Consider the following 11,767-nt stretch of genomic DNA (forward strand, 5'->3'; position numbering starts at 1 on the left):
GTCGCCGCCGAGCGGATCGCGGCCGCCGACGACGCCGCCGCGGCGCGTCCCGCCGACCCGGAGGCCTGACCGGCCCCCATGCGCGCGTATCTCGTCCTGGTCGTGGTCACGGCCGTCGCCTGCGGGGCCCTGACGCCCCTCATGCGCCGGCTGGGGCTGCGCGCGCGCGTGTTCACCCCGCTGCGCCAGCGGGACGTGCACCGGCACCCCGTGCCGAAGCTGGGCGGCGTGGCCATGGCCGCAGCCGTGTTGGTGGGATTCGCCGTCGGGGGAGTCGTGCCGTTCCTCCAGGGGATCTACGCGGACGACGCCGCGATGCGCGGGCTCCTGGTCGCCGTCGCCGTCGTGCTCGTCGTGGGCATCGCCGACGACATGTGGGACCTGCGCTGGTGGGTGAAGATGGCCGGCCAGGTGCTGGCCGGACTCGCGGTGGCCCTGGGCGGGATCCGCATCGAGGCGATGCCGGTGGGCTGGATCCCGGTGGGGAACGAGACCACGCAGGTCATCCTCACGGTGTTCGCCGTGGTGCTGACGATGAACGCGATCAACTTCGTGGACGGCCTGGACGGCCTGGCGGCGGGCGTCGCGCTGATCGGCGGCTCGGCCTTCTTCGTCTACTCGTATCTGCTGACGCGGACCATCAACCAGTTCGACTACGCCAACCTCGCCACCCTGCTCATGGCCCTGCTCGTCGGCGCGTGCGTGGGCTTCCTGCCGTGGAACCTGGCCCCGGCCCGCATCTTCATGGGCGAGGTGGGGGCCATGCTCATCGGCCTGCTGATGGCCGCGGCCGCGGTCGCCGTGACCGCCGACGTCAACGCCCTGGACGGGATGCGCTTCCGCAACGTCCCCGCCTACATGCCGATCCTGCTGCCCGTAGCCGTCCTCGCCCTGCCGCTCGCGGACCTCGCCCTGGCCGTGCTGCGACGGACGGCCAAGGGCACCAGCCCCTTCTCGGCGGACCGCGGGCACCTGCACCACAAGCTCGTGGACGGCGGCTACACCCAGGCGCAGGCCGTCGCGCTGCTCTGGCTCTGGGCGTTCCTCGTGGCATGGGGTGCGGTGTCCCTGAACTTCGTGGACCCCATGATCGTCCTGCCCGTGCTCGCCGTGGCCCTGGCCGGAGCCGGCTACCTCACCCTGCATCCGATCGTGGAGCGCCGTCGCGCGGTCCGGAACGACGCCGCGGCCCACCCGGACGAGCGGGGGGACGCGTGACCGGGGCGGGAGGTCGCCGACGCCGGCGCCGCTGGGAGAACCGCCGCGGCTGGTGGGGGATCCTCGGGTGGTCCCTGGCCGCGGCGGGGGTTGCCCTGGCGATCACGTGCGCCGCGTGGCTGCTCTCCGTCGGCGGGGAGGCAGCCGGGAGCGCCCTGCTGGGCGGTGGCGCGGTGCTTGCGCTCTCGGCGCTCACCGGGGTGACGACGGCACTCGTCTGGGACCGGGCGCGCGAGGCGGCGCTGCCGGTCAGCGTGGGGCTGTTCGTGCTCAAGATCGCGGTGTTCGCGGTGCTGCTGGGGGTCCTGCCCCGCCCCGGCTGGGTCCGGGCGGACGCGGCGGCGATCGCCGCCCTCGTGACGATCCTCGTCTGGCAGGCCGCGGAGGTCCTCGTCTTCGCCCGGACCCGCCGCGGGATCTACGCCGACTGACCCGCCCGAGGGGCGAAGACACGGAGCCGCGGGCCATGCCGTGGGCCCCTTCTGCGGTACGGAGCACGGGTCACCGTTTGGTATCGTTGGCGGCGAACACTTCGACGGCGCCCATCTGCCGCCATCCGTGTCTCGCATCGCACCGGTACCCCCGCAATGTCGCGGCGCCCGCCTGTGGTCCGGGGACGAGGCTGCGGTCCCGTCGACTGCATCACTTCGGAGAGGAACCGCGTGCTGACCCTCGTGCTGGCCAACGCATCATTCGTGCCCCCCACCATCTCTGATGGTCACCTCCCGGAGATCTTCCCCTGGGGTGCGGAGTACGGCACCGGCTTCGGCAAGCAGATGCTGCTCGTCCTGCTCTCCGTGGTGCTCATCACCGCCTTCTTCGCGTGGGCCATGCGCCGTCCCCGGCTCGTGCCCGGCAAGGCCCAGTGGCTCGCCGAGTCCGGCTACTCCTTCGTCCGGAACGACATTGCGAAGGACATCCTGGGCGAGAAGAACTTCAAGCAGTGGGTCCCGCTGCTCTTCGCCATCTTCTTCTTCGTGCTGCTGAACAACCTGTTCGGCGCCATCCCGGTGCTGCAGCTGCCGACCTTCTCCCACGCGGGCGCCGCCTACGGCCTGGCCCTCATCGTCTACGCGATCTGGATCGGCGTCGGCATCAAGCGCCACGGCGTGCGCTACCTGAAGCTGGCCGTCGTGCCCTCCGGTGTGCCCGGTTGGATCCTGCCGCTGCTCGTGCCGCTGGAGATCATCTCCAACTTCATCGTGCGCCCGCTGACCCACTCCCTGCGTCTGATGGCCACCATGCTCTCCGGCCACATGATCGTGATGCTCGCCGGCGCCGGCGCCGCCTACCTGATCACGCAGACCGGCAGCCTGGCCCTGCAGGGCACCGGCATCCTGGTCATCCTCGGCTCGGTGGCCCTGTACTTCCTCGAGCTGCTGATCATGTACCTGCAGGCCTTCGTCTTCACGCTGCTGACCGCGATCTACATCCAGGGCGCGATCGACGCGAACGACCACTGATCTTCCGGGGCCGCCTCGGGCACGACCCAGGCGGCTGCGGTACGGCGGGAGAGCCCGCCACCAGTCTTCCCGGCCCTCCGCAGGAGGACCACCCGGGAGGCCGACCCTCCACAACCCGGCCGGACACCTCGGCCTCGTGAAAGGAACACCATGGAACTGCACGGTTCGCTCAACATGATCGGCTACGGCCTCGCCGCCATCGGCTCCGCCATCGGCGTGGGCCTGATCTTCGCCGCCTACATCAACGGCGTCGCCCGTCAGCCGGAGGCCCAGCGCATCCTGCAGCCGATCGCCCTCCTGGGCTTCGCGCTCGCCGAGGCCCTCGCCATCCTGGGCCTCGTCTTCGCCTTCGTCATCGGCGCCTGACGCGCCGCGTCCACGGAGCGCCCGCACGGTGAGACCGTCGGTGCTCCATCTCCACAGGACTCTTGACCGAAGGATGGTTGAAACATGATCAGCAACGGACTGATCCTCGCGGCGGCTGAGGGGGCCAACCCCCTGATCCCCAACCCGTGGGAGATCCTCGTCGTCGTGGTGGGCTTCGCCCTGCTCATGTTCATCGTCATCAAGTTCATCGTCCCGACCCTCGAGAAGTCCTACCAGGACCGTGTCGAGGCGATCGAGGGCGGTCTGGCCAAGGCTGAGAAGGCCCAGGCCGAGGCGAACGCGATGATGGCGGACTACGAGTCGCAGCTGGCGGACGCCCGCACCGAGGCGAACCGCATCCGCGAGGATGCCCGCACCGAGGCCGCCGAGATCGTGGCCGAGGCGCGCGAGCGCGCGACCGCCGAGGCGACGCGCATCTCCGAGCAGGCGCAGGCGCAGATCGCCGCCGAGCGTCAGCAGGCCGCCGCGCAGCTCAAGGGCGAGGTCGGTTCGCTGGCCACGACCCTGGCCAGCAAGATCGTGGGCGAGTCCCTCGAGGACGACGCCCGCTCGCAGCGCGTGGTCGACCGCTTCCTGGCTGACCTGGACCGTCACCAGAGCGCAGGTGTCGCCGAATGATGACGGGCGCATCGAGGGACTCCCTGGCCGCCTCCCTGGAGGCCGTCGGTCCGGTGCTGGACGAGGGCGGCGTGGCCCTGGCACGCGAGCTGTTCGGCGCGCTGGACGTGGTGGACGAGCACGGCGCCCTGCGCCGCGCCCTGACCGACCCCGCCTGGACCACCGAGCGCCGTCACGGCCTCGTCGACTCGCTGTTCGGCGCCCGGGTGACCCCCGGTGCACTGCAGGTCCTCAAGGACCTGGCCGGCCGCCGCTGGTCGGCGGAGCGCGATCTCGGGGACGCCCTCGAGACGGTGGCTGTGCACGCGGCCGCCGCGGAGGCCGCACGCGGCGGACACGCGGGCCTGGCCGCCCTCTTGGGCGAGCTGTTGGCCTTCAACCGCACGGTGGAGGACTCGCACGAGGTGCAGCGGGCGCTCACCGATCAGCACGCACCCCTCGAGGCACGGGCCGCTCTGGCCGGTCGTCTCCTGGGCGCGTCGGCCAGTCCGGCCGGCCGACTGCTGGTCGAGCGCGCCGTCTCGGCCCCGCGCGGCCTGAAGCCGTCCGCCGCTATCCGCAAGGCCGCGGACGTCGTCGCCGAGCGGCAGCGCCAGTGGATCGCCGAGGTGACCGTGGCCCGGCCGCTCGAGGCCGAGCAGCAGGAGCGGCTGGCCCTGGGCCTGCGCCGCGCCTTCGGCCGCGATCTCGTCATGGACGTGACGGTGGACCCCCACGTGGTGGGCGGCGTCCGCGTCCAGGTCGGCGACGACGTCGTCGACGGGTCCATGGCCTCGCGCCTCCACGACCTCCAGCGGCGGATGGCCGGCTGACGCCGGCTCCCGCCCGCATCCGGAACACCCACGAACGTAAGCATCATCGTCACGTCGATGATCACCAAGCACAGAGAGCAGGGACTGCAGATGGCCGAATTGACCATCAACGCTGACGATGTCCGCAATGCCTTGAACGATTTCGCGGCATCGTACGAACCGTCGGGCACCGATCGCACCGAGGTCGGCCGTGTCATCTCCGCGGCGGACGGCATCGCTCGTGTGGAGGGTCTGCCCTCCGTCATGGCGAACGAGCTGCTGCGCTTCGAGAACGGCATCCAGGGCCTGGCCCAGAACCTCGACACCCGCGAGATCGGTGTCGTCGTCCTCGGCGAGTTCCAGGAGATCCGCGAGGGCATGGAGGTGCAGCGCACCGGCGAGATCCTCTCCGTCCCGGTGGGCGACGCCTTCCTGGGCCGCGTGGTGGACCCGCTGGGCCAGCCCATCGACGACCTGGGCCCGATCGAGGCCGAGGGCCGCCGTGCCCTCGAGCTGCAGGCGCCGACCGTGACCGAGCGCAAGTCGGTCCACGAGCCGCTGCAGACCGGCATGAAGGCCATCGACGCCATGATCCCGATCGGCCGTGGCCAGCGTCAGCTGATCATCGGTGACCGCCAGACCGGCAAGACCGCGATCGCCGTCGACACGATCCTCAACCAGAAGGCCAACTGGGAGTCGGGCGACGTCGAGAAGCAGGTCCGCTGCGTCTACGTGGCCGTGGGCCAGAAGGCCTCCACCATCGCCGGCGTCCGCGCCACGCTGGAGGAGCACGGCGCCCTGGAGTACACCACCATCGTGGCCTCCCCGGCGTCCGACCCGGCCGGCTTCAAGTACCTCGCCCCCTACGCCGGCTCGGCCATCGGCCAGCACTGGATGTACGGCGGCAAGCACGTGCTGATCATCTTCGACGACCTGTCGAAGCAGGCCGAGGCCTACCGTGCCGTCTCCCTGCTGCTGCGCCGCCCGCCGGGCCGCGAGGCCTACCCGGGCGACGTCTTCTACCTGCACTCCCGGCTCCTCGAGCGCTGCGCCAAGCTCTCGGACGAGATGGGCGCGGGCTCGATGACCGGCCTGCCGATCATCGAGACCAAGGCGAACGACGTCTCGGCCTACATCCCGACCAACGTCATCTCCATCACCGACGGCCAGATCTTCCTGCAGTCGGACCTGTTCAACGCCAACCAGCGTCCCGCCGTGGACGTGGGCATCTCGGTGTCCCGCGTGGGCGGCGCCGCCCAGGTCAAGGCCATGAAGAAGGTCTCCGGCACGTTGAAGCTGGACCTGGCGCAGTACCGCGACCAGCAGGCGTTCTCCATGTTCGCCTCGGACCTGGACCCGGCCACCCGCCGCCAGCTCGCCCGCGGTGAGCGCCTCATGGAGCTGCTCAAGCAGCCGCAGTACTCGCCCTACCCGGTCGAGGAGCAGGTCGTGTCCATCTGGGCCGGCTCCAAGGGCCACCTCGACGAGGTGCCGGTGCAGGACGTGCTGCGCTTCGAGCGCGAGTTCATCGACCACCTGCGTCGCCACACCTCCGTCCTGACCGACATCGCCTCCACCGGCAAGCTCGAGGACGGCACCGTGTCCGCGCTCGAGTCGGCCGTCGCCGAGTTCTCCAAGGGCTTCCAGTCCTCCGAGGACGGCGGCGTGCAGGCCGGCCACGAGGAGCACCGCGCGATCGAGCAGGACCAGGTCGCGCAGGAGCAGATCACCAAGCAGAAGCGCTGACCGCCGGTCGGTGAGGGAGCGGTCCGGCGTCGGACCCCACGGGGACGACGCCGGGCCGCCCTCCCGCCAGGGAAAGGACCACCATGGGAGCCCAGATCCGGGTCTACCGTCAGAAGATCGCGTCGACGTCGTCGATGAAGAAGATCTTCAAGGCGATGGAGCTGATCGCCACGTCTCGCATCACCAAGGCACGTGAGCGCGTCAGCGCGTCGCTGCCCTACGCGAACGCGATCACCCGCGCCGTCTCGGCCGTGTCGAGCCAGCACGACATCGATCATGTCCTCACCACGGAGCCCGAGAACCCGACCCGGGCGGCCGTGCTCATCATGTCCTCGGACCGCGGCCTCGCCGGCGCGTACTCCGCGAACGTGCTGCGCAAGGCCGAGCAGCTCCTCTCCCGCCTCGGCGAGGAGGGCAAGGACGTGGACGTGTACGTCGTCGGCCGCAAGGCGCAGACGTACTTCGACTTCCGCGGCCGCGGCTACAAGAAGCTGTGGACCGGTCAGACGGACGCCCCCGTCGCCGAGCGCGCCGCCGAGATCGGCGAGGTGCTCGTGGACGCGTTCCTCACGGACACGGCGGACGGCGGCGTGGACGAGATCCACGTCGTGTTCACCGAGTTCGTCTCGCTCGTGAAGCAGAACCCCCACGTGGTGCGCCTGCTGCCCCTCGAGGTCGTCGAGGAGGAGGCCGCCACCGCCGAGGACGTGCTGCCGCTCTACGAGTACGAGCCGGACGCGGAGGAGGTCCTCGACGCGCTGCTGCCCAAGTACATCGAGTCGCGCATCTTCAACGCGATGCTGCAGTCGGCGGCCTCGGAGCTCGCCAACCGTCAGCGCGCCATGAAGTCGGCGGGCGACAACGCCACGAGCCTCATCAAGGACTACACCCTCCTGATGAACAACGCCCGTCAGGCCGAGATCACCCAGGAGCTCACCGAGCTCATCGCGGGCGCGGACGCGCTCAACAACTCCTGAGCCCGTTCGGGACTCACCAGACTCGCCATCCACACACGATAGAAGTGAGAGAGATGACTGCCACCATCACTGACCAGGGCACCGGGACCCCCACCGGCGGTGCCACCGGACGCGTGTCCCGCGTCATCGGCCCCGTGATCGACGCCGAGTTCCCGGCCAACGCGATGCCGGAGATCTACAACGCGCTGACCACCGAGATCGACCTCAACGGCCAGCGCCGCACGGTCACCTTCGAGGTCGCCCAGCACCTCGGCGACAACATGGTCCGCGCCATCTCCCTGCAGTCCACCGACGGCCTGGTGCGCGGCACCGACGTCGTGGACACCGGTGCCCCCATCTCGGTGCCGGTCGGTGACGCCGTGAAGGGCCACATCTTCAACGTGCTCGGCGAGACCCTGGACATGCCGACCTCGCAGCTGCAGGCCGAGGACCGCTGGCCGATCCACCGCCCGGCCCCGAACTTCGCGTCCCTCGAGGGCTCCACCGAGATGCTGGAGACCGGCATCAAGGTCATCGACCTGCTGACCCCCTACATCAAGGGCGGCAAGATCGGCCTGTTCGGCGGCGCCGGCGTGGGCAAGACCGTGCTCATCCAGGAGATGATCACCCGTGTGGCCCGCAACTTCGGCGGCACCTCCGTGTTCGCCGGCGTCGGCGAGCGCACCCGTGAGGGCAACGACCTCTGGGTCGAGATGGAGGAGGCGGACGTCCTCAAGGACACCGCCCTCGTGTTCGGCCAGATGGACGAGCCGCCGGGCACGCGTCTGCGCGTGGCCCTGTCCGCGCTGACCATGGCGGAGTACTTCCGCGATGTGCAGAACCAGGACGTGCTGCTGTTCATCGACAACATCTTCCGCTTCTCGCAGGCCGGTTCCGAGGTCTCCACGCTGCTGGGCCGCATGCCCTCCGCCGTGGGCTACCAGCCGAACCTGGCGGACGAGATGGGTGTGCTCCAGGAGCGCATCACCTCGACCCGCGGCCACTCCATCACCTCGATGCAGGCCGTGTACGTCCCCGCGGACGACTACACCGACCCGGCCCCGGCCAACGTGTTCGCGCACCTGGACGCGACCACCAACCTGACCCGTGACCTCGCGTCCCGTGGCCTGTACCCGGCCGTGGACCCGCTGGCCTCGACCTCGCGCATTCTCGACCCGCAGTACGTGGGCCAGGACCACTACGACGTGGCCATCCGCGTGAAGCAGATCCTGCAGAAGAACAAGGAGCTGCAGGACATCATCGCGATCCTCGGTGTGGACGAGCTCTCCGAGGAGGACAAGATCACCGTGGGCCGCGCCCGCAAGATCGAGCAGTTCCTCTCGCAGAACACCTACACCGCCAAGCAGTTCACCGGCGTCGAGGGCTCCACCGTGCCGGTCAAGGACACCGTCGAGGGCTTCAAGGCCATCGCCGACGGCGACCTGGACCACGTCGCGGAGCAGGCCTTCTACAACGTGGGCGGCCTGGACGACGTCGAGCGCGAGTGGGCCAAGATCCAGGCCGAGGGCTGATCGATCATGGCTGAGCTCAACGTCGAGATCGTCTCCGAGGAGCGGTCCATCTGGTCGGGCGCCGCGTCGGCCGTGTCGGCGCGCACCGTCAACGGTGAGATCGGCATCCTCCCGGGCCACACCCCGATGCTGGCCGTCCTCGGCGACGGCGAGGTCGTGGTGCGGACCACGGACGGCGGCACCGTGACCGCGCAGGCCCGCGGCGGCTTCTTCTCCGTGGACCACGACCGTGTCGTGATCGCCGCGACGTCCGCCCGGCTGGGCGACGCCGCGGCGGCCTGACGCGGCGCGGCAGGACCTGACGGTGGAGGGCCCGGTGCTCATCGCCTCGGCGACCGTGGTGGCAGTCATCGTGCTGTCGGCACTCGCCCTGGTGATGCGGCGCCGGGCCCTCGCCCGTGTCACGGCCGCCTTCCCGGCGGTCCTGGAGCGGGAGGGCCCGGGGCGTGAGCGCGTGATCGGCGTCTACGACGAGTCCCGCCTGCGCCTCACCGGGGGCTGGCGCCTCTCGCGGGAGCGCTGGAGCGCGGACCGGAGCCGCCTGCAGATCGACCGCCTCCCGGCGGACGAGGCCGGCCGGGCCGTCCTGGAGCTGAGCGCCGGCGCACGTCCGGTGCGCGTCGTCGTCGACCCCGACGACGCCGGCGCCCTGCGCGCCTGGAGCGAGGCGGGGCCGTCCGCGGCGTCGTCCTTCTGGCGTCGCTGAGCCCGCCCGGCGCCTCAGAACAGGCGGGACTCGGCGTCGTCCACGCCGCGCATCGCGTCGTAGTCGAGGGTGACGCAGCGGATGCCGCGGTCCTCGGCGAGGGTGCGGGCCTGGGGCTTGATCTGCTGGGCCGCGAACACGCCGCGCACGGGCGCCAGGAGCGGGTCCCGGTTCATCAGCTCGAGGTAGCGGGTGAGCTGCTCGACCCCGTCGATGTCCCCGCGGCGCTTGAGCTCGACCGCCACGGTGCCGCCGTCGGCGTCGCGGGCCAGGATGTCGACGGGGCCGATCGCCGTCATGTACTCGCGGCGCACGAGGGTGTGGCCGTCGCCGAGCAGGCTGATCTGCTCGGCCAGCAGACGCTGCAGATCCGCCTCCACGCCGTCCTTGACGAGGCCGGGGTCCACGCCGAGCTCGTGGGAGTCGTCCGCCAGGACCTCCTCGATGAGCACGATGAGTCGGTCGTCGGACTTCTTGGCCTGTACGCGCCAGACCTGCGTCACCCCCTGGTCGGCCTGATCGGGGGAGGGCTCCTCCACGTGCAGGGTCGCGGGCGGCGACATCCAGTTGAGGGGCTTGTAGGAACCGCCGTCGGAGTGCACCAGCACCGAGCCGTCCGCCTTCACCATGAGCAGGCGGGTGGCGGTGGGCAGGTGGGCGTTCAGGCGGCCCTCATAGGTCACGGAGCAGCGGGCAATGACGAGTCGCACCGGTCCATCCTAGGCGGACCGTGCCCACCCGCTCGTGTGTCAGCATGGGGACATGCCCCGTTCGAACCGTCCCCGCCGCTCGTCCGCGCCTCGGCGGAGCGAGCGCGGGGCCTCCGGCGTCTCCCGGCGGTCCCGGCCGTCGCCGGGGCGGTCCGACCCGCTCGAGGAGCTCCTCGGCCTGGACGCGGGCTACTCGCGCCAGTCCGGGTCCGACGGCGGATGGCACGTCCGGCAGATCCCCGCGTGGCGCGCGGTGAAGGACTACATGTGCCCTGGCTGCGGTCGGGTGATCCGGCAGGGCCAGGCGCACCTCGTGGCCTGGCGCGCGGACTGGATCATGGGGGACGAGGACGCGGGGGCGGACCGGCGGCACTGGCACCCGGTGTGCTGGCGCACCCGCCCGGGCCGCTGACCGCGACGGTCCGGGCCGCGCCGCCGTCGTGGGCCTACCGGGCGTCCTGGCGGGGGATGAAGACCTCGCGGACCAGCAGCAGCAGCGCGGCGGCGAGCGGGATCGCCATGAGGGCGCCGAGGACGCCGAGCAGCGCGCCTCCGGCGATCACCGCGATCACGGCCACGGCCGCCGGCACGGACACCGCGCGTGCCATGACGCGTGGCGAGATGACGTAGGCCTCGATCTGCAGGTAGACGAAGTAGATGGCCGCGAACACGGCGGCGGTCTGCCACGAGGTCAGCAGGCTCACGAGGGTCAGCAGCGTGCCGCCGATCGCGGCGCCCACCAGCGGGATGAACGCCATGAAGGCGGCGATCGCGGCGAGCAGGACGGCGAAGGGGGCGCCGGCGATGGCCAGCGCCGTGAACGCCACCGCGCCGTTGAGGGCGGCCACGAAGGACTGGCCCATCACGTAGTGGCCGACCGAGGAGGTGATCTGCTCGGACAGCGCCTCGATCCGGGGCCGGCGCGAACGCGGTGCGAGCCGGTAGGCCCAGTACTTCATGTGCGGCAGGGAGGAGAGGAAGTACAGCGTCAGCACGACCACCACGAGCACCGAGAAGACGGCGTTCAGCACGGTCTGGCCGAAGCCGAGGAGCCCGCCGAACAGGTCGGTGACGGCGACGCCGTCGGCGGCGAGGCGCTCGGTCTGGGCGCGAACGGCCTCCTGGAGGTGGAACTCCTCGTCGAGCTGCACGAACCACTCGGCGGTCATCACCCCGTCGATGATGGCCGGCAGGTCCTGGACCAGCTGCGTGGACTGCTCGATCACCGTGGGGACCAGGAGGGCGACGAACGCCCCGGCCACGGCGGCCAGGCCGAGCGCGGCCGTGAGCACGCCGACCCACCGGGGCGCGCCCCAGGACTCGACCCGGCGCACCAGCGGATCCAGGCCCAGGGCGATGAACAGGGCCGCGGCGATCCACACGATGAGCTGTCCGTTCGTGCGCAGCACCGAGACGACGCCGATGGCCAGGGCCACGCCCACCGCGAGCAGGAAGCCGGTCAGCACGGGGGACTCGAGAGCCACGGCCGCGACCGCCGGATCCTCGGCGCCGTCGACGGGGACCGACTCGGGGTCCACCCGGTCCTCCTCGAGGAAGGGTCGGCGCCGCCGCAGGACGGAGCCCAGGCGGGGCAGTCGACGACGCCCGGCGGGCGTCGGCCCGTGCGACGGCGGCGCGGC

14 protein-coding genes are annotated in these 11,767 nt (G+C 71.0%); 12 read left to right on the top strand and 2 right to left on the bottom strand.

From position 1 onward, the window contains the following. The first annotated feature begins 78 nt into the window (after window positions 1-78). The 11 genes from HMPREF3105_RS03320 (at window position 79) to HMPREF3105_RS03370 (ending at window position 9,417) form a co-directional block, all read left to right on the top strand. Complete coding sequence (locus HMPREF3105_RS03320; protein ID WP_049147157.1) at window positions 79-1,218, top strand: MraY family glycosyltransferase; 1,140 nt, start codon at window positions 79-81, stop codon at window positions 1,216-1,218. After that, complete coding sequence (locus tag HMPREF3105_RS03325; protein ID WP_036313059.1) at window positions 1,215-1,649, top strand: hypothetical protein; 435 nt, start codon at window positions 1,215-1,217, stop codon at window positions 1,647-1,649. The genes HMPREF3105_RS03320 and HMPREF3105_RS03325 overlap by 4 nt, the downstream gene beginning before the upstream one ends. A gap of 231 nt (window positions 1,650-1,880) precedes the next feature. Beyond that, window positions 1,881-2,681, top strand: coding sequence for a F0F1 ATP synthase subunit A (atpB, locus tag HMPREF3105_RS03330; RefSeq protein WP_002857266.1), 801 nt, complete (start codon window positions 1,881-1,883; stop codon window positions 2,679-2,681). A gap of 150 nt (window positions 2,682-2,831) precedes the next feature. Beyond that, window positions 2,832-3,047, top strand: a complete 216-nt coding sequence (locus tag HMPREF3105_RS03335) for an ATP synthase subunit C (protein ID WP_002857264.1) — start codon at window positions 2,832-2,834, stop codon at window positions 3,045-3,047. An 84-nt stretch (window positions 3,048-3,131) separates the two neighbouring features. Next, a complete protein-coding gene (locus HMPREF3105_RS03340) occupies window positions 3,132-3,686 on the top strand; it encodes a F0F1 ATP synthase subunit B (protein WP_070708776.1) in 555 nt (184 codons plus the stop codon). Then, a complete protein-coding gene (locus HMPREF3105_RS03345) occupies window positions 3,683-4,498 on the top strand; it encodes a F0F1 ATP synthase subunit delta (protein ID WP_070708777.1) in 816 nt (271 codons plus the stop codon). Before HMPREF3105_RS03340 ends, HMPREF3105_RS03345 begins: the two co-directional genes overlap by 4 nt. Before the next feature lie 90 nt (window positions 4,499-4,588). Next, the gene (gene atpA / locus HMPREF3105_RS03350; protein WP_036334989.1) at window positions 4,589-6,223 is read left to right on the top strand and encodes a F0F1 ATP synthase subunit alpha; all 1,635 of its coding nucleotides are present in this window, start codon (window positions 4,589-4,591) and stop codon (window positions 6,221-6,223) included. An 83-nt stretch (window positions 6,224-6,306) separates the two neighbouring features. Continuing rightward, window positions 6,307-7,200 carry a F0F1 ATP synthase subunit gamma gene (locus HMPREF3105_RS03355; protein WP_044659203.1) on the top strand — a complete coding sequence of 298 codons (894 nt, stop codon included), beginning with the start codon at window positions 6,307-6,309 and terminating at the stop codon, window positions 7,198-7,200. Window positions 7,201-7,253: 53 nt separating this feature from the next. Further along, on the top strand, window positions 7,254-8,711 hold the full coding sequence (gene atpD / locus HMPREF3105_RS03360) for a F0F1 ATP synthase subunit beta (protein WP_070708778.1): 1,458 nt from the start codon (window positions 7,254-7,256) through the stop codon (window positions 8,709-8,711). 6 nt (window positions 8,712-8,717) lie between these two features. Continuing rightward, complete coding sequence (locus tag HMPREF3105_RS03365) at window positions 8,718-8,993, top strand: F0F1 ATP synthase subunit epsilon (protein ID WP_036313044.1); 276 nt, start codon at window positions 8,718-8,720, stop codon at window positions 8,991-8,993. A gap of 34 nt (window positions 8,994-9,027) precedes the next feature. Further along, on the top strand, window positions 9,028-9,417 hold the full coding sequence (locus HMPREF3105_RS03370; RefSeq protein WP_223247525.1) for a DUF2550 family protein: 390 nt from the start codon (window positions 9,028-9,030) through the stop codon (window positions 9,415-9,417). A 14-nt stretch (window positions 9,418-9,431) separates the two neighbouring features. Here the strand turns inward: HMPREF3105_RS03370 and nucS are convergent, their stop codons facing one another. Then, window positions 9,432-10,127, bottom strand: coding sequence for an endonuclease NucS (gene nucS, locus HMPREF3105_RS03375; RefSeq protein WP_002857250.1), 696 nt, complete (start codon window positions 10,125-10,127; stop codon window positions 9,432-9,434). A gap of 52 nt (window positions 10,128-10,179) precedes the next feature. Here nucS and HMPREF3105_RS03380 point away from each other — a divergent pair, with 52 nt between their 5' ends. Next, window positions 10,180-10,539 carry a hypothetical protein gene (locus tag HMPREF3105_RS03380; RefSeq protein WP_036313038.1) on the top strand — a complete coding sequence of 120 codons (360 nt, stop codon included), beginning with the start codon at window positions 10,180-10,182 and terminating at the stop codon, window positions 10,537-10,539. A gap of 34 nt (window positions 10,540-10,573) precedes the next feature. Here the strand turns inward: HMPREF3105_RS03380 and HMPREF3105_RS03385 are convergent. Next, a partial coding sequence (locus HMPREF3105_RS03385; RefSeq protein ID WP_246830326.1) for an AI-2E family transporter occupies window positions 10,574-11,767 on the bottom strand: 1,194 nt, incomplete at its 5' end.

This window comes from Micrococcus sp. HMSC31B01, assembly GCF_001816085.1.
Taxonomy (GTDB): domain Bacteria; phylum Actinomycetota; class Actinomycetes; order Actinomycetales; family Micrococcaceae; genus Micrococcus; species Micrococcus luteus.